At 58.7% G+C, this 18,280-nt stretch carries 13 protein-coding genes; 1 reads left to right on the forward strand and 12 read right to left on the reverse strand.

Going from position 1 to position 18,280, the window contains the following annotated elements:
- Positions 1-10: 10 nt before the first annotated feature.
- The 12 genes from BWP39_RS12390 to BWP39_RS12445 all read right to left on the reverse strand — a co-directional run bounded on the left by BWP39_RS12390 (position 11) and on the right by BWP39_RS12445 (position 16,983).
- Positions 11-1,753: a ShlB/FhaC/HecB family hemolysin secretion/activation protein gene (locus BWP39_RS12390; RefSeq protein ID WP_096720523.1), complete on the reverse strand. Its 1,743-nt coding sequence runs from the start codon at positions 1,751-1,753 to the stop codon at positions 11-13.
- 712 nt (positions 1,754-2,465) lie between these two features.
- Positions 2,466-3,842 carry a pectin acetylesterase-family hydrolase gene (locus BWP39_RS12395; RefSeq protein WP_096720525.1) on the reverse strand — a complete coding sequence of 459 codons (1,377 nt, stop codon included), beginning with the start codon at positions 3,840-3,842 and terminating at the stop codon, positions 2,466-2,468.
- A 113-nt stretch (positions 3,843-3,955) separates the two neighbouring features.
- Positions 3,956-5,308 (reverse strand): pectin acetylesterase-family hydrolase, encoded by a 1,353-nt coding sequence (locus BWP39_RS12400; protein WP_096720527.1) that lies wholly within the window; start codon positions 5,306-5,308, stop codon positions 3,956-3,958.
- Between the two features lie 126 nt (positions 5,309-5,434).
- On the reverse strand, positions 5,435-6,793 hold the full coding sequence (locus BWP39_RS12405; protein ID WP_096720529.1) for a pectin acetylesterase-family hydrolase: 1,359 nt from the start codon (positions 6,791-6,793) through the stop codon (positions 5,435-5,437).
- A 74-nt stretch (positions 6,794-6,867) separates the two neighbouring features.
- Positions 6,868-7,572: a phospholipase C accessory protein PlcR gene (gene plcR / locus BWP39_RS12410; RefSeq protein ID WP_096720531.1), complete on the reverse strand. Its 705-nt coding sequence runs from the start codon at positions 7,570-7,572 to the stop codon at positions 6,868-6,870.
- Positions 7,573-8,020: 448 nt separating this feature from the next.
- Entirely contained in the window at positions 8,021-9,397 is a 1,377-nt protein-coding gene (locus tag BWP39_RS12415; protein ID WP_096720533.1) for a pectin acetylesterase-family hydrolase, read from the reverse strand.
- A gap of 151 nt (positions 9,398-9,548) precedes the next feature.
- A complete protein-coding gene (locus tag BWP39_RS12420) occupies positions 9,549-10,733 on the reverse strand; it encodes a porin (protein WP_096720535.1) in 1,185 nt (394 codons plus the stop codon).
- Positions 10,734-10,792: 59 nt separating this feature from the next.
- Complete coding sequence (locus BWP39_RS12425) at positions 10,793-11,647, reverse strand: SDR family oxidoreductase (protein ID WP_133116865.1); 855 nt, start codon at positions 11,645-11,647, stop codon at positions 10,793-10,795.
- On the reverse strand, positions 11,628-13,028 hold the full coding sequence (locus tag BWP39_RS12430) for an APC family permease (RefSeq protein ID WP_096720539.1): 1,401 nt from the start codon (positions 13,026-13,028) through the stop codon (positions 11,628-11,630). Before BWP39_RS12430 ends, BWP39_RS12425 begins: the two co-directional genes overlap by 20 nt.
- Before the next feature lie 56 nt (positions 13,029-13,084).
- The gene (locus tag BWP39_RS12435; protein ID WP_133116866.1) at positions 13,085-14,734 is read right to left on the reverse strand and encodes a xylulokinase; all 1,650 of its coding nucleotides are present in this window, start codon (positions 14,732-14,734) and stop codon (positions 13,085-13,087) included.
- Positions 14,735-14,744: 10 nt separating this feature from the next.
- A complete protein-coding gene (locus BWP39_RS12440) occupies positions 14,745-16,244 on the reverse strand; it encodes an aspartate aminotransferase family protein (protein WP_096720543.1) in 1,500 nt (499 codons plus the stop codon).
- Positions 16,245-16,323: 79 nt separating this feature from the next.
- A complete protein-coding gene (locus tag BWP39_RS12445) occupies positions 16,324-16,983 on the reverse strand; it encodes a class II aldolase/adducin family protein (RefSeq protein WP_096720545.1) in 660 nt (219 codons plus the stop codon).
- Between BWP39_RS12445 and BWP39_RS12450 the strand changes: the two genes are divergently transcribed.
- Positions 16,983-18,236: an AraC family transcriptional regulator gene (locus tag BWP39_RS12450; protein WP_096720547.1), complete on the forward strand. Its 1,254-nt coding sequence runs from the start codon at positions 16,983-16,985 to the stop codon at positions 18,234-18,236. The two genes, BWP39_RS12445 and BWP39_RS12450, sit on opposite strands and share 1 nt — an antisense overlap.
- Positions 18,237-18,280 lie beyond the last annotated feature (44 nt).

Below are 18,280 nucleotides of genomic sequence, written 5' to 3' on the forward strand. Positions count from 1 at the left end.
GGCCGCAAACTTAAAAGTAATAGCTACCGCGGATCCAGACTCGCGGGTTATGGTCCGGTCCGCTATCGGGCGTACCGCCGGCAACCCGCCAGGCCAGCGCACTATCCACGCTCCAGTGAGCCGCATAGTTCCAGCGCACCGCGACACCGACGTCGCCGAGCGTGCGGCTGTTCACGTCGCTGGTCCACGGGTCCTTGCTGAGCGTGACGTGGCCGACATCGTAGAAACCGGCAAGCTGCCATGCAGGCGTGAGCGCATAGCGAAGTTCGAGCGTCGCGAGGTACCCTTGATCGCCGTTGCCTTCGCCTTGCGGGTAACCGCGCACGCCATAGGCACCGCCGAGCTGAAACTGCTCCGCGGAATCGAGATTCTTGCTTGCAACCTGCGCCTGAAATGCACCGTACAGGCTAAAGCGGTCAGTCAGGCGCTGCAGTCTTAGCAGCGAAAAATTCCATACCTGGAAGTGGCCTTCGGTATGCGCGCTGATCGCATCCAGTTCTTTCGATAGCGGATCATGGAAATCGAGCTGGCCCGTCAGGTAGCTGACGCTAAAGCTGGTCACGCCACCACCGCCGAAGTTGTCGCGCAGGTTGCCGTTCAGGCTCAAGGTCCAGTTCAGCAGATTGCGCGCATTGCGGGTGCCGTATAGATCGATCTTGTCGATCAGTTCAACCTTGTCGACACCGATGCGGGCGGACAGATTGAAATCGCGCCGGCGAATCAACGGCTGGGTCAGGAACCCACCGACAGTCCGCGCCGTGCCATGCGCATCGAGTTGATCGAACTCTTTGCCCAACGAATACCTGAGCGCCGAATACGCGGCGCCAATCTGCGTGCCATAACTGCCCACCGGTACCTGATAGCTGGCGCGGCCATAGTATTGATGCTCGTCCGAGACGAGGCCGTCGACGTTGAACAGATCGCCGATGCCTAACGGGCTTCTCACCGCGAGCGAAGCGCCAAGACGATCGCCGCCGGTATAGCGATTGCCGTAGTTATCGAGCGATACCGAACCCGACACCCGCCTGTCCGCCGGGATCGCCACATCCAGTTGCGACGTGCCGACCGTGCTGCCTGGGCGCAACGTCGACGCCACATCACCGACGCCAGCCAGATCGCCCGTCAGCAACAAGGCACTCTCGAGACGTTGGGTCTGCACGACATCGCCGGGTTGCAAGACCTGCAGCGGCATATCGGCGGCCCAGTCTCTCACCAGAGACTCGTTGTGCACGACGATCTTGTCGTAGCGGCCTTCCAGGACGGCGATAGCGACGACGCCATCGTGTATGTCCTGGGCAGGTAGATACGCACGCGCGAGCAGGAAACCATGATCGCGGTAGTAACCGGTGATGCGCGCCGCGACTTCCTCCAGGCCGGCCAGATCCAGATCGCGACCTATCGCGTCGTGCAGCAAGGGCTGCAAGCGCGCTTCGGGGTAGACGGTGTTGCCTTGAATACGAAAGCCCGTGACGCGGAATTTCGCGGTGGGCGGCGCCTGCAAAACGGATTGCCCGGCATTCTCGACATCGAGCTTTAACGGTGCTTGTGGTGGTGGCAAGCTCTGCGGAGCCTGCTCGGTCTGCCGCAGGATTTGTCCTGCATTGGGCGGTGCGACCTGAGCGTGAGCTGGCGACAGCAGCACGGCTAGCAGGATTCCGGTGCCCCAGCCGTATCTGTTCTTCTGATGGCTTTGGCTATGGCGGTCAGTCTCGCCGTAAGGTGCGTCATGAATGCCATTCCAGCACTTGGTCATGGCAATCCTCTACAGCATGGTGAAAAGGCGCCACACAGAACCCGCCGGAAATTCGAATTCGCGTTGCATAAATTCGCCCTCGGAATATTCGCGCCTCATTGTCTGTGCATGCAAGACAATCGTTTTTACGTGCGACGAGGCAACTGGTTTTTATCGACGATTCTAATACCCACGGAACGCCTGAAAGATAATGCGCCAACTTGCTACCTTTCGTCTATGTAATTTTCATTCTGGATATCTTTTTTTCGGTAAAAATCGAGCCGCGCGTGGCCACTGCGCTATTGAAACGTTTGCGTCGAAGCAGTGCCAGACGGCGATTCCTCGCCGCGAAGTCTTCTGCACCACCGCAAACAGGCGGATTTCGCAGAAAATGGCTATGCGAATCAAGTAACATGAAATATTCGCTTCGGCGGAAGGGTCAAACAACGCTCGTTTAACTGTAAAAGCGCAATCCCCTTATTGCAACGACGAAATGTCACCGGGCTTGCCTTTTATATGCGACGGCCTGATCTTCCTCTGTTGTCACCATGCCCGCTTTCACGCCACCCGTGAAAAGGCGTGGCAATTACCCGGGATATAAAAAGGCCAAGACCTTGCGGTCCTGGCAAAGGCCCGCCGAGGGTGCAGGCGGGACCTGAGAGACAACACCGCCTGTAACAGGTCGGCACTGGCTGCCGCGTCCCCTTCCGGGATTGCGACAGCCAGTGCGATATCAAGCGTGGTGAGTGGAGATCGGCCCCGCTTCCCCAGTCAGATTGAGAATGCTGTCGAGCCACGACAGGAACGTCGAGAACGTGAAGTCGGACCACTGCTCGGTCCGGAACGCCTTCATGACCGGCGTATCGGACGGATCCTTCTGGTTGAGCAAATCACTGACGAAATTGCCGATGTCAGCGTTGATGCCGTTCTCGTGTATCCCCGAGCCTGTGAAGCTGACCGCGGTGACCTGATGGTTGTCGATGAAGTCGTTACGCGCCCACGGCATGTAATAGCCGAAGTTCGGCAACGGGTTCAACGCCTGCTTGAGGCCATCCAGCTCGTTGTTGAACATGACCAGCGACAGTGAGTCTTTAGTCGTGTCATCCGGCGCTGCGATGACTGCCGGCACGAACGCGCGGTAGTGATAGGCCGCGATGATCTTGTCCTGCTGATACGACGAAAAGCCGAAACGGTCATGCGGGAACGTGGCAGAAAGTGCCGCGTACGCACTGCCCATATTGTTGGGATCGAAGTTCTTGAGCAGTTTGCTGTTCACCGTGATCATGCTGCCTTGCCCCGTCATATTCCATTCGGTGCGGACCTTGTCGTATAGCCCCACCGAAGGATGCGTCGTCGGATCGGCATTGAACGGCGTGTTGAATACGGTACCGGCATCGTCCAGCAACGAGCTATGCGCCTGCGGCTGCAGCGTATTGCGGATCGACGCATAGTTGGCGAGTGTTCCGTAGCCGCCTGCGCTCATGCCATACACCAGCAAGCGGTTCGGCTTGCTCAATCCATGATCGACCAGCCACTGGCTCACTGCCTGAATGTTTTTGGTGCCGCTGAAGTGCTGAATGCGCCAGTCACCGGTCGGCGACGTGTAGTTGCGCACCGCGTTGCCCATATGAATATCGCCGCTGCAATACGGAACGTAGACCTGAGTCCAGTTCTGCGTTTCTACCGAAGGTTCACCGACCAGAATGTGCTCGAGATCCATACGCGTGAGCAGCGGCGACAGGAACGACGACATCAGGGCTTCGTCCGTCGTACCGTTCATGTAGTTGTGCGGGATGCCGTCCGGGTTGAAGCCGCCCAAGCCTGCTTCTGCACCCGTCGACGTCTGGGTGCAGGTTCCGTAATCCCAGCACGCGCCACCCGGCTGCATCATGAACAGCATGCTGTCGGATTGCGCACGGTTCACATAGAACCGCAGCGGTGTGCCATTGCCGCAGTTTGCGCCGGTGCTCTCCGGCAGCGTCACTTCGAACCACGAATAGTACGGAATGGATGGGTCTGGTGCGGTCGTATCGGCTGCGTGACCGCTTGCCATTGCCATGCCGAACAGACCCGCTACGCCCAGATGCTTCATGTATTTCAGTGCGAACATTGCTCCTCCTTATCGATGGATACAGGGTGTTCCTTTATTCGCAGTGGGCGAGCGGGCTACTGCGAGGTTATGCCGGTCCGACAGGTAGCCGCGCTACTGCTTACGCGCGGTGTTCATATCGGGTTAATGCCAAACAGATTCAGAAAGATCGCTGCAACCGATGTCCATGAAAAATCGGACGACTGATCGGTTCTGAACGCTTTCATCACGGGCGTATCCAGCGGATCTTTCTGATTGAGCAGGTTGTTGACGAAGTCGCCGACGTTGGCATGGATGCCGTTCTCGTCGATGCCTGTGCCGTCGAACGTCACTGAGGTCAGTGTGTGGTTGTCGATAAAATCGCCGCGTGCCCACGGCATGTAGTAACCGAAATTCGTTAGCCTGTTCAGCGCTGTCTTAATGCCCGGTAACTCCTGATTGAACAACACCAGCGAGGCCGCGGATTTCGACGCAACGTCAGGCAACGCCTCGATGGCCGGATCGAACAGGAAGTAGTGGTATGCGGCAATCGTCTTGTCCTGCTGGAAAGTCGAGTACCCCAGGCGGTCGTGCGGATACTTCTCGCTCAACGCCTGATAGACGCTGCCGACGTTATTCGTGTCGAACGCTTGACCCAACTTGTTACGCAGCGTCGTCAACAAGCCCGCCGCGCCGCCCCAGTTCCACTGTTGCCTGATGACCTGATACATCCGCACGGAAGGATGCGCCGCGGGGTCGGCATTGAAGGGCGTTACAAACATCCCCCCTGCGTCGGTTAGCAAAGAGCTGTGTGCCTGCGGTTGAAGCGCGTCGCGAACCGTGCCGTAGTTGACTAGCGAACCGTAGCCGCCCGCACTAAGACCCCACACCAGCAACCGCTGAGGTTTTGCAAAGCCATGCGAGACCAGCCATTGCATCACCGCCTGAGTATTCTTCAGACCGGCGAAGTGCTGGACGCGCCAGTTGCCGTTCGGTCCGATGTAACTCTGGACCGCGTCGCCACTGTGGAAATCGCCACTGCAATAGGGGATGAAAACCTGAGTCCAGTTTTGCGTCTCGACCTTCGGGTCATTGAGTAGTGTCGTGAGCAGATCGACACGCGTCATGACCGGCGACATGAAGGTGTAGTACAGCGACTGCGTGACCGTGCTGTTCATGTAGTTGTGCGGAATCCCATTTGGATTGACCGCGTTGACTCTTTGCTCCACGCCCGTTGCATCGCCTGAACATGTGCCGTAGTCCGAGCACGCGCCACCGCCCTCGAAGCCGATCAGCGTGCTATCCGATTGTGCGCGGTTGATATAGAAGCGCATCGGCGTACCGTTGCCGCAACTAGCACCGCTGCTTTCCGGCAACGTCACCTCGTACCACGAGTAGTACGGGATGGACGAATCCGGCGCGGTGGTATCAGCCGCGTGGCTATTCACGGCGGCGATACCGAGCAGGATCATCAGACAAAGCTGCTTGATGTATTTCATCGAAAGCATGTTTTCTCCGTATCCACCGATGCAGGGCATACGGTCGCCCGCAGCCGGCGAGCGAGCCGGCCAGTAGGGGACCGCAAGTCATATCGGTTCGAAGCGTGTAGACGGCTTACCGTCTACACGCCGACTTCATATCGGATTGACACCAAACAGATTCAGAAACACCGCTGCGATCGACGTCCATGAAAAATCGGATGACTGGTCGGTTCTGAACGCTTTCATCACCGGCGTATCCAGCGGATCTTTCTGGTTAAGCAGGTTGTTGACGAAGTCGCCGACATGGGCATTGATGCCGTCCTCGTTGATCCCGGTACCGGCGAATGTGATCGCGGTAACCATATGGTTATCTACGAAGTCACCGCGAGCCCACGGGATGTAGTAACCAAAATTCGTCAGCCCATTCAATTCGGTCTTGATACCCGGAAGCTCCTGATCGAACAAAGCCAACGACGCGGTAGATTTCGATGCGACGTCTGGCAACGCCTCGACCGTTGGATCGAACAGGAAGTAATGGAACGCCGAGATGACCTTGTCCTGCTGGAAGGTCGCGAAACCTAAACGGTCATGCGGATATTTCGCGCTTAGCCCCTTGTAGATGCTGCCCACGTTGTTAGTGTCAAAGGCGGTGCCTAGCGTAGTACGCAGCTTTGTCAGAAAGCCGCTCGTACCCGCCCAGTTCCATTGCTGCTTGATGTAGTTGTAGATTCGGACCGAAGGATGTGTCGCAGGATCGGCATTGAACGGCGTGACAAATACCGTACCCGCGTCATCGAGCAACGAACTGAAGGACTGCGGCTGAAGCGCATCCCGAGCCGTAGAGTAGTTGGTTAGTGCGCTATAGCCTCCCGCGCTAACACCCCATACAAGTAGACGTTGCGGCTTTGATAAACCATGCGACACAAGCCATTGCATCACGGCTTGCGTGTTCTTCATGCCGGCGAAGTGCTGGATACGCCAGTTGCCGTTCGGCCCGGTGTAGTTCTGGACCGCGTTACCGGTGCTGATGTCGCCGCTGCAATACGGCAGGTAGACCTGGGTCCAGTCCTGGGTCTCCACCTTGGGCTCCCCCACCAGCCACGTCAGGAAGTTGATACGGGTCATGATCGGCGACAGGAAGGTCGACGTAAGCGACTCTGTCAGCGTGCCGTCCATGTAGTTGTGCGGAATGCCATCGGGATTGGCCGCGCCCAATGTTTTCTCTACCCCGGTCGCGTCGCCCGAGCAGGTACCGTAGTCCCAGCAGGCGCCACCGGGTTCGAAGCCAACCAGCATGTTGTCCGACTGCGCGCGATTGATATAGAAGCGCATCGGCGTACCGTTGCCACAACTGGCGCCGGTGCTCTCCGGCAGCGTCACTTCGTACCACGAGTAATACGGAATCGATGGATCAGGCGTAGCCGGTGCGGCTGCCGCCGCGTGAGCGTTGAACACGGTCAGGCTCAACAGAAATGCCACGCAGAGCCGCGCGATGAGGCGTATTGAAATCATGTCTCTTCCCTGTTTATAGATACGATTGTTCTAACGTCCTCTAACGGGACGCTATGACTACTACGAAGCGAGATTTAGTTCGTACCGGACGGAGCGCCGCCGTCGTAGATCTGCGTGCGCAGCGTCTGCAAACGCTGGCTGATGATCGTTTGCTGCTGGTCGGGATCGCGTACCGTTGACTGCACCTGGTCGACGATCTGTTTGGCCTGCTGCGAATACGTCTGAAAACGCGGATCCTGCGCGGGCGACGGGCCGACCGTCTGTTGCGCGTAGCTGTTCCACTGCTGCTGCATGTTCTGGATCGCTGCGTCACGTGTGGCCGGATCGGGCTCAGCATCGATCAGCAGCGCCGCGCTCATCGCTTCGGCCTGCACCGGAACGATCTCGTTGCGTGCGACATGCTCGGGCAGTTCACCAAGGATCTGTTGCGCGAGGATGCGCTTGTCCTGGTCGGACATGTTCTTGCGATTCTTGCCGTAGTCGGCGACCTGATCCTGGAAGCGCGCAAACGCCAGGATGCGTTGCACTTCCGCTTCAGCGTCGGGCCGGCCGGCCAGACTCTTGCGCAATGCTGCGATGTCGAGCCGGCGTTCAGCGGGACCTGCTGTCGATGAAGCCTGTGCCTGCCCGGACGGTGCTGTCTGCTGCGCGGACGCAGCAGTGCTGGCGGGCTGCGTAGCCGCGGCACTCGATGGCGCTCCATACCACCACGCTGCCGCAATGGCGCCACCAGTCAGTAGCACTGCCAATAGACTCCATGAAAGCCTCGATTTTTGCATCACGTCTCCCTGCTTTATTTTGCTTCTTTATGTTGCAAATTGTTGCAATCAGTGGCAATAATAGACGGAAATATTCCGCGAGACACGCCGAGATTTAGAGGTTGGACACTATCCGCTATTCGGACCTGCGCTTGAGTGCGATGCGTCGTCATACATCGGGCGAGTCTGCGCAGCAATGTCATTTCGCATAACGACGGATCGCGCTATCGTATCGACGATCGCCATCACCGCACAAACCACGCCCGACACTGAAGGATAGGAACAGCCCGACACACGGACAAGTGCATAGACGGCCGTTCAGTGGGTCCCATCCGGACAGCAATTCTCACGTATTCCTCACTGCGGTCATCTACGTCGAAATTATCGAAACCGACCGCCGACAATTGCCGCTGCGCTTCACGAGTATGGCCACGATGCCCCGCCAGTACTTTGATTGATGCGGCATCGATCAGTCTTTATGCGTCGAGATCGGACCAGCCTCTCCAGTGATATTGATAACACTGTCGAGCCAGGACAGAAACGTCGAGGCGGTGAAGTCCGACCATTGCTCGGTTCTGAATACTTTCATCAAGGGTGTCTCGGACGGATCCTGCTGATTCAGCAGGTTGTTGATGAAATCGCCGACATCCGCGTTGATGCCATTCTCGTGAATGCCCGATCCCTGAAAGCTGACGAGCGTGGTCGAGTGGTTGTCGATGAAGTCGTTACGGGCCCAAGGCATGAAATAGCCGAAATTCGGCAACGGATTTAACGCCTGCTTGAGACGGTCGAGTTCCGGACCATACAAAGCCAGCGACAGCGTGTCCTTGGTCGTGTCGTCCGGCGCGGCGATAACCGCCGGTACGAACGGGCGATAGTGATACGCCGCTATGATCTTGTCCTGCTGGTAGGTGGTGTAGCCGAACCGGTCATGCGGGAAGGTTGCCGATAGTGCCGCGTACGAACTACCCATATTGTTGGGATCGAGATTCTTCAGCAGCTTGCTGTTCTTCGCAATGATGCCGTTTGGCCCTGACAGGTTCCACTCCTGACGAACCTTACTGTAGAGGCCTACCGACGGATGGGTAGTCGGATCCGCATTGAACGGCGAAATCATCACAGTGCCGGCATCGTCAAGCATCGAGCTGTGGGCCTGCGGTTGCAGTGCGGCCCGGATCGTCGCATATTCAAGGAGCGTTGCGTAACCGCCCGCGCTAACTCCATAGACGAGAAGGCGGTTCGGTTTCGCGAGTCCATGATCGGCCAGCCATTGCGTGATGGCCTCGGTGTTTTTCATACCGCTGAAGTGCTGGAGGCGCCAGTCACCGGACGGCGATGTGTAGTTGCGTACGGCATTGCCGCCGTAGTTATCACCTGTGCAGTACGGAACATATATCTGCGTCCAGTCCTGCGTCTCTACCTTGGGTTCGCCGAGCAGAACATGTTCGAGATCCATGCGCGATATCACCGGTGCAATGAGCGAAGACCTCAGGCTTTGGCTCGCTGTGCCATTCAGGTAATTGTGGGGAATACCGTCCGGGTTCGATTCGCCTAGACCGGCCTCTGCGCCGGTGGGGGTCTGCGTACACGTGCCCTCGTCCCAGCAACCACCGCCCGACTCCATGAAGTACGCCATGCTGTCCGACTGCGCGCGGTTGATGTAGAAACGCATCGGCGTGCCGTTGCCGCAGGAGGCACCGCTGCTCTCCGGCAGCGTGACTTCGTACCATGAGTAATACGGAATGGAAGGGTCAGGCGTGGGCACATCGGCCGCGTGGCCGTTCATGGCGGCTACGCCGAGCAGGGCCGCCATGCCAAGTTGCTTCAGATATTTCGACGCTAACATTGCTGCTCCGTATCGGGGGCTACAGGGTATGCGATGCCGCGGTGCCCGCCGCAATGGGTACTGCCGGAAAGCGCCATGAAAATCCAGGCGTTGTCATTGCGCTTCCCGGGCGGGTTGGTCGACGGTCATTCAACGGGATGTCGTACAGCGGTCAGAAGTAGTGGCGCAAACCAGCCATCACACCTAGCTGCGTCGAACTGGTCGATGGCGACTGACCGTTTACACCGACGAGCTGCGCACCGATCAGACCGCCGCGGTACATCGAGTAGTCCGCTTCGGCGTACAGCATGCTGCGCTTCGACAGGCTGTAGCCGGCCACGATCTGGTACTGGTGCGCCCAGCCATTGAACTCGGGCGTGTAGCCAGTCTGCTTGGTCCACCAGCCGTTGACTGCAACGGTGACTGCCGGCGTAAAGCGGTAGGTGAGGCCCGCAAGAATCATCTTCCGTTTGTCAAAGCCCCCCGGGATGTTGGGGTCGACGACCTGCGCCGGCGAAATAATCCCGAGACCGGCCAGGTCGACCGAGCTGAACGGGCCGTTACCGAAATTCGTGAAGGCGTTGTCCCGTGCGTTCTCAAAGTAGCCCGCGTTGACCGAGAAATTGCCGATGTTGAGCGAGCCGCCGCCGGTATAGATATCGAACTTGGCGTTCGTCACGTCGTCCCGTGTACGCAGGAACGATGCGGCGACCTTTACCGGACCTTTGGGCGGCGCATACGCGATCGAGGCGCCGATCTGACTACCTGATCCGCCACCACCCGCCTGGCCTCCAGGCGCGTATTGCCCGAGCAGGATCACGTCGCCCAGTTGTGCGCCGTACTGGATCATGCTGCTGGTACGCGCGCCGGCAAGCATCGTCTGCTCGGGCTTGAAGAGATTGGTATAGGGATCCTGATCGCCGGCCCACAGATTAGAACCGTATGCGAGCGTCGTGCCTTCGAAGGCCACGTTATATTGCCGGCCCAGCGAGAGTTGCCCTAGCGTGGGCGACATCAGAGCCACATACGAGACCTGAAAGAAATTCACTGACCCCTGTGGGGTAATGCCGCCGCTGCTGGGGTCGAAATGACTCTCCAGGACGAATGACGCCTGCGCACCTCCACCCAGATCTTCCTGCCCCTTCAAGCCCCAGTAGCTCTCCGTGAGGCCACCGCCAGTCGTCATCCCAAACTGCTTTCCGGTCGAGACGGGTGCGCCATCCGCACCGTAACTCACACCATGGGTCTGATAACGGAGTCCGGCGTCGAGCACACCGTATAGCGTGAGACTGGTTTGTGCCCAGGTGGCACTGCACCACAGTGACAAAGCCGTGCACAGCAAGGTTTGCTTTTTCATTTCTTGATGGTCCCTTTTGTTGTATTAGTTGATATGCCAGTACGTTGCTAATCAGCGAATCAGGGCAACTGCAGCGTTTCACGAATCACCGGGCCTGTATCTTCCAGGCCAGCACTTCGTTTCAACTCAACCGCATGCTGTGCATCGGCGCCGACGAGCTGTCGATAAGGCGCAGCAGAGTCGGTGATTGCCCGATGGATCGCTTCGACCACTGCGGCGGGGTCCGAACGTGCACCTCCGGTCATCCCCGCGGCCGCGACCCAGAACGCCTGGTATTCCTCCCACAGCGGGTGCTCCGGCCGAAAATTCGCTGCCTCTGATGTATTTCCGACGAAGCCCGTTTCAAAGGCGCCCGGCTCGATCAGCAGAACGCGCACTCCGGTGCCGGCGAGTTCGAATCGCAACGCATCGGTCAACGCTTCGACTGCGTGCTTGCTCGCGCTGTATAGCCCCTCATACGGAATTCCCACCAGCCCAGACAGCGAGGACATGTTGATGACCGTCCCCGCGGCCCGCGCCCGCATGTGTGGAATCACCGCACGGATGAGCCTTAGGACACCGATTACATTGGTATCGAACTGACGGTGTGCTTCTTCGTCCGAGATACATTCGATCGGGCCACGAAGGGCATAGCCCGCGTTATTGACCAGCACATCGATCTTCCCACCCAGTTCGATGATTCCGGCAACGGCTCGATCCACCGATGCCTTGTCCGTCACATCGAGCGGGTGAACGGTGAGTGCCAATCCTTCGCGTGACGCCACGTCGGCTAGCTGTGCACCACGCTCAGGATCACGCATCGTGGCGAAAACGCGGTTGCCGCGCCGCGCCAGGCCCAATGCGGCGAGATAGCCAAAGCCGCTGCTGCATCCAGTGATAAGAATATGAGTCATGTTATTCCGGCCTCGCGGCAAGGACGCCGTAAGTAAAGAGACCCAGTAGCAGAAACGGCGCACCGTTCAGGAGAGGCGACGTGCTACCGGTGAGTACCTTGTAGTTCTCTGCAACCAGCCACGTTGCGGTCAGAAGACCGATGGCACCGATCGCGGGGTAGATGAGGCTCACCCACAATCGTCGATCGCGTTTGCGCCGGAAATGAATCACAGTCGCGATAGCTACGGCCGCTTGCAGCGCGATGATCCCGATCGTTCCTAGCGCCATCGCGCTGGGAAACAGCACCGTATAGGGGTCGACGTTAAGCAATGCCGGGATACCGACCACGAGCGCGACGCACACGGTCACGAGAAGACTGGCGCGAGCGGGGGAACCATGTTTTGAACTGGCAGCAGCGAACGTGCGCGGCACGGTGCCGTTTTGCGCAAGCGTAAAAACATAACGAGCGGCCGCGTTATGCGTAGCCAGATAGCAGGCAAACGTGCTGGTGCACACCATGATCGCTGCAACACTGGCCAGCACTTCCCCGGTGTTCCTTCCGAGCACACCTAAAATCAGATCGCCCTGCTCTTTCGTCGCAAGTGCCTGAATGGAGTGCACACCGAGGTCACCAACAATTGCCCATACGCAAGCCACATACGAGACGCTGATCAGTAATACGGCGCCAAGCGTCGCTCTTGGAATTGCCCGGCCGGGATTGCGTGCCTCGAGTACATACAACGCCGCGGTTTCGATGCCGATAAACGCAGAGAGCCCCGTCATCATCGAGAAGCCGAATCCCTTCGTGAACACGAAAGACGGCGCTACCGCTTCATAAGGGAATGCCGCCAGCCCCTTGTGATAGATGATCGCGATGGTCAGCAGAAGAATGATGCCGAACTCCGCAAGCACCAGCGGCACGAGGAATTTTGCTGCTATGTCGATGTTGGAGCGACCCAGAATCGCGACTGCAACGATAAAGCCCAGCGCGAACCATTTCCATCCGACATGGATGTTCATGGTCTGCAACACCAGATCGACAAAGTAGCCTCCCCCAACGGCCAACGCAGCCGACAGGACCAGATATGAGGTCAGTGCGACGAGCGCCGCGCCCGTGCCGACTCTCCGCCCGAAGACCACTGAGAGGTAGTAATAAAAGGCGCCCGCGCCCGGGATGTCGCGGATCAATGCGCTGTAACCAATCGCGAAACAGAGAATCAGCAATCCAGACAGTAGAAATGCGCCCGCGAGTCCCGGACCATTTCCCAACATAAAACCAACCGTCGACTGGCCGATCACCACACCCAGCGGCGACGCTGCTGCAACGATCAACAGCGTGATGCTGCGCGCAGTCAGATTCCCTCGCAGACCTTCCTGTCCGCGATCGAGGCTGTCGCTCACAAAACCTGCTGGCTCACTCATACGATTCTCCCCATACCTTGCCTACAGATGGCGACGGTTAGTACCCGCGCCTGTGTCTAATCTGAAGAGCCCAGCAACTGGCCCTGTCCGGCTAACTCATTGGTTTTGGTCTCGTGTTTGCCGACCGGCGCAGCGAGATCTCGATACACCGCTTTATTCCCTTTGTAGATCCGGACAAATGCCTCGAATCTGCGGTCGTAAAGTTTCCGTAACGAAAGCTCGGGAGAAAATGTTCGTGCGATCTCCGCGGCATCGCTGACCTGCGACCATTTCAGATGACCCGTGCCAATTGCCCCGAGAAGGCCGGCGCCCCGCAGATTGGCGGAGACGGGATCGCGCACCTGAGCGATGGATCTTCCGAGGATGTTGGCCGCTACCTGGCAAAACAGGTCCGACGACGCTCCCCCGCCGATAAAGCGAATAGGCAGCGACACGGGCGGACGGTCCTTTTTCGCCAGTCGATCAACCGATTCGATCATCCAGCGAGCGTTGAACATCACGCCTTCGATCACGCTGCGAACAAGGTCAGCCCGGGTGGTTTTCAGCGAGAGGTTGTGCCAGCCGCCGCGCACGTCGTTGTCGTCGACCGGCGTGCGCTCGCCATTGAGCCAGGGCGTGAAGATGACGCCATTGCTCCCCGCGGGCGCCGCCATACCAACGGCGTTGAGTCGCGCCAGTGCGTCTTCGGACCGCGCTTCACTGGCAAATTCGTCGCTGGCAAAAATCACGTTGTCGAGCAACCACTCGACCGCCTTGCCCGCTGTCTCCTGAATCCCAACGGCCCAATAGCGCTCTGGCACGACCGAAGGCAAGGTGAAGACGCTCCGCATCACGTCAGCGCGCTTGTGGGGCAAATGGTAGGAATACCAGGCCGACGTTCCGATGTAGAGATAAGGTTGATAGTCGTTAACCGCGCCGGCACCGATGGCCGCGGCAATCGTATCGCCGACCCCAGCGACGACCGCGATCTCATGCTCGCCACCTAGCCCGAGTTCGCTTCTTGCGGTGGGCGTCATCGGTCCGACGACCGACGCCGACGGCACCAGGTCCGGCAACTTCTCGCGCTCGATTCCGGTTAGCGCCAGCAGTTTCGTATCGTATTGAACGTTCGACAGATCCCGGTTGTCGGTGCACCACCTCGGAACGATCGAATCGGGTGTCGCGACCGCGCGACCGCTCAGGCGTAGCGTCAGATATTCAGGCGCGTCGAGAAACCAGCGCGTTGCCGCGTACACCTGGGGTTCCTCGGTACGTATCCAGTGGATCTGGCCAACCGGATCTTTGCCATCGATCGAAGGCGCCCCGCCCGTACGACGCAGCCACGTCATCAGCTTGCGTGCGCTGTACGGTGTACCCGGCACACGAATCCATCCACCGACAACACGACGTGCCTGCTTGCGACCACGACTGTCGAGCCAGCTATGCGCATGACGCAACGCCACGCCGTTAGCGTCGACCGCCACCGTGCAGCTCCACTGCGATCCCGCGCAGGCGGAGACGATCGCCTCCGCCGGAACTGGATGCCTTTGCAGCAACCGTCGACTCGCAAGACAGATAGCCTGCCACCAACTATCGGGATCCTGCTCGGCGAGCCCGCCTTCGCCGAGTATCAGATCGACATGCTCTTTCTCGTGTGCAACGACACGCCCGGTGGTGGTAACCAGCGCGACCTTCGCGCCGCTCGTTCCCAGATCGATCGCGAGCACGTAGCGTTCGTTATGCAGCGGCACCTTCGACTCCCCGGAACACCTGCTCGAAGCGGTTGAGCGCGTCGTCGACGACTTCGTCGGTATCCGCGAGTGACGTGTACAGCCGGCTACCGGCTAGTGTGATGATCCCGGCGGCAGTGAACGCTGCGCCAAAGTCCTCTAACCCTTCCTTACGATGTGCGATCTGTTCCTTCGCACCTTTTTCGCGCAGATCGAGTTGCAATATGCCGGTCGTGTGCAGATGAACGATTGCGCCGAGGTTGTAGGTCACAAACGGCAACCTGTATTTGTCGATCAGCGTTTGCAGACCTGCGCTCAGACGATCGCCTGCGCGACCGGCCGCTGCCGGAGCATTGGTCCGTTCGATTTCCAGCAGACTCCAGTAGCCCGCCGCACAGCTCAACGGATTGGCAGACAGCGTGCCGCCGACCATCGCACGACGACCGGTGCCGCCAATACCTGCAGCAAACACGCTCATCACATCCGCACGACCACCCACACCGCCAGCAGCGGGATAACCACCAGCAACACATTTGCCGAAGATCGTCAGGTCAGGCTTAAGGCCAAAGAAGGCTTGCGCTCCGCCGAGCCCAGCACGAAAACCCGTGACCACCTCGTCGAAAATCAGCAGCGCGCCGTACTCTTTGCACAAGCCGCTTACCTGTTCGTTGTAATCGAGGCGTACCGGCCGCACACCGCTCTCGGGGCCAAACGGCTCGACGATAACGGCCGCGGTTCCGCCGCGTTCCTTGTTGGCCAGCAAGACGTGGCGCAACGCGTCGATGTCGTTGGGCCAGACTTCGGTGGTGTTGCTCAGCGCGCCTTCAGGAATACCTGCGGCATCGAGCAGACCGGTGCCCGGCAGACGCATACCGTAGACGACCTGATCGCTCCAGCCGTGATAGCCGCCACCAACCTTGACGATCTGTGCGTGACCGGTAAACGTGCGCGCTGCCCGGATCGCCGCCATCACGCTTTCGGTACCGCTGCCGAGCATCCGGAACAGTTCGATGTTCGGCATGAAATCGTGGATGAGACGGGCCAGCTTGAGTTCGTACGCGTGGAACAGGCCGGTCACCGGGCCGCATTCATGCAGCAGTTCCGCGACCTTCTCGCGCACCGGCTCGAAGTTGCTGCCGAGGAGCGTGGGGCCGCCCGCCTGGATGAAGTCGATGTAACGGTTCCCGTCGGCATCCCACAAGTGAGCACCTTGGGCACGCACGATGTCGAGCGGAAACGGCTTGTTGAACGCGAGGTTGTGCTGCACGCCGCCTGGAATGTACTTCTTCGCTTCTTGAGCCAACTCCCTTGAGCTGTTGCAATGCGCCGCAAACCATTCCTCAACCTGCGCGCTGTGCTGCGCGGTGAGTTTCGGCATCGGACCAGTGGCGAGGCGTCGGCCGGCCTGATCGACGGCATCGATTTCAGGCCAGTAGCTAATCCCGGACGGATGTTTGACGCGGTTCACGCCCGCGGGGAAATCGGTGTTACGCAATGCAGGATTCATTGCTGCTTTCCTGGAGATAAAAGTATTCAAGACTTTGCCGGATGACCGGGTTGATCCCGGACGGCGCATGCTCTGTCATTCAGGACGCCTGTTGCGGACCCGACGCGTAGCGATTGTTCTGATACATCTGCATGACGTCGGCCAGTTCGCTGGCGGTCAGTGCGCGGATGCGGCCAAGCGGCACGCTTGCGCGATAGACATCGCATAGCCATTCCAGCAGTTCGAGTCGCTCGCACGCCTGATCCATCGTGCTGCCATAGGCGATCGTTCCGTGATTCGCCATCAGCGCTGCGCTCTTGCCGTCGGCTAGTGCTTCGACCACGTTCTCAGCCAGCTCCTTTGAGCCATAGGTCGCGTATTTCGCCACGCGTACTTCACCGCCGAGATACAGGCTGGTGTAGTGAATGGGCGGCAGCGAAGTGCAGGTGCATGACACTGCGGTGGATCCCACCGCATGGGTATGGGCGATCGCACGTGCCTTGGCGTTGTGCTGATAGACCGCAAGATGAAGTTGCACTTCCGAAGTCGGCTTATGCCGGCCGGTGAGCCACTGTCCATCCATATCGATGACTGCGAGGTCGTCCGGCTGTACGGCGTCGAGTGCTACACCAGAGGGCGTCACCACAACGTGATCGCCTTCGCGCACAGAGAGATTGCCGGACGTACCGATGATGATTCCCCTGGCGGCCAGTCGCTGGCCAGCGGCGACGACCGCTTCGCGCGCAGATTTCAATTCCATTGAGCTTCCCTTTCTTTCTCGACGACGTTGAATTTATACTCGCGGTGCATAAGGACGCGTTAGGACGCCAAAAGTCGAATGAGCCTGGTGTTTACACGCAAGGAAAAGTGCACGCGCAGCGGGATGAGCAGGGAAATACGCTGTTTTACGGCGCTCACGTGTTGAATTACGTTTTCCCTTCTGCTTTACGATGGGGACAAATTCTGCCAATTGAGGATCGGATGTCGCGCAAGAAGATCGACGAACGTCAGTTCATTCCGGAGATCACGGCATATTCGATGGCCGCGTTAATGCAATTTCTGCCGGAGCTTGGCGTCAGTCCGCAGCGAGCATGTTTGGAACTTGGGTTTACACCGGATGAACTTCTGCACGGCATGCAGATATCCCAGCGTCAGGCGTGGAGTCTGATTCGGCGCTCTTTGCGACTCACTGGACGTCCGGACCTCGGGCTTGAAGTGGGCCGCCGGCAGAATCTGAGTCACTTCGGCATGGTCGGCTTCGCGATGATGGCAGAGCCTGATTTGCATCACGCGCTGACACTGGCCATGCGCCACTACCTGCAACCTGGTCCGCTCGTGGGTCTCGATTACGAGGTCGACGATGTCTTTGGAATCGTGTCGATCATCACACCGATCAAGGATGCCAGCGTTCAACCGTTTCTTGTCGAAGAGATGGTTTCGAGCGCTCTCGCGCTGTTGCGCATTCTGCTGGGTCCGACTTTCTCTTTTCACGCGGTAGACGTCGCTTATAAGGCTCCGTCACATGCCGCGCGCTATCAGGAAGTACTGGATTGCCCCGTTCACTTTGCCTGCAAGCGGAACCGTATCTTGATCAACCTTCACTGGTTTAGCGTCCCCTTGCCGGGACATTCTCCCATCATGGCCGCGCAGCTCAAGGAGGTTCTTGAACAACAAGCGCGAGATCGCGATCCGGTCCTGGGTACGGCAGCCGCAGTTGAAAACCTGTTGAGCCGGACAGGCGATGCCACGATAACCATAGGTCAAGCGGCCGAGGCACTCGACCTCAGCGTTCGCACGCTGGCCAGACGTTTGACCGATGCCAACACTTCATTCCGCGAACTCCGGGATCGCGTGTGCGCCAAGGTTGCACACGAACTCCTCCATGACGAAGGTCTCACGGTTTCGGCTACGGCCGAGCGGCTAGGATTTAGCGATGCACGCTCTTTCCGGCGAGCGTTTATACGCTGGTTTGGTGAGTCGCCTGCGGTTCTCAGACAGCTGGATCGAGACTGATACGACGCGACGTGCCACGCTCACCTTGATCACGATCGTGTCGT

The organism is Paraburkholderia acidicola (assembly GCF_002362315.1).
Taxonomy (GTDB): Bacteria; Pseudomonadota; Gammaproteobacteria; order Burkholderiales; family Burkholderiaceae; genus Paraburkholderia; species Paraburkholderia acidicola.

Coding starts and splice junctions, on each gene's coding strand:
- BWP39_RS12390 (WP_096720523.1), bottom strand. CDS start 1,753: ATGACCAAGTGCTGGAATGGCATTCATGACGCACCTTACGGCGAGACT.
- BWP39_RS12395 (WP_096720525.1), bottom strand. CDS start 3,842: ATGTTCGCACTGAAATACATGAAGCATCTGGGCGTAGCGGGTCTGTTC.
- BWP39_RS12400 (WP_096720527.1), bottom strand. CDS start 5,308: ATGCTTTCGATGAAATACATCAAGCAGCTTTGTCTGATGATCCTGCTC.
- BWP39_RS12405 (WP_096720529.1), bottom strand. CDS start 6,793: ATGATTTCAATACGCCTCATCGCGCGGCTCTGCGTGGCATTTCTGTTG.
- plcR (WP_096720531.1), bottom strand. CDS start 7,572: ATGCAAAAATCGAGGCTTTCATGGAGTCTATTGGCAGTGCTACTGACT.
- BWP39_RS12415 (WP_096720533.1), bottom strand. CDS start 9,397: ATGTTAGCGTCGAAATATCTGAAGCAACTTGGCATGGCGGCCCTGCTC.
- BWP39_RS12420 (WP_096720535.1), bottom strand. CDS start 10,733: ATGAAAAAGCAAACCTTGCTGTGCACGGCTTTGTCACTGTGGTGCAGT.
- BWP39_RS12430 (WP_096720539.1), bottom strand. CDS start 13,028: ATGAGTGAGCCAGCAGGTTTTGTGAGCGACAGCCTCGATCGCGGACAG.
- BWP39_RS12440 (WP_096720543.1), bottom strand. CDS start 16,244: ATGAATCCTGCATTGCGTAACACCGATTTCCCCGCGGGCGTGAACCGC.
- BWP39_RS12445 (WP_096720545.1), bottom strand. CDS start 16,983: ATGGAATTGAAATCTGCGCGCGAAGCGGTCGTCGCCGCTGGCCAGCGA.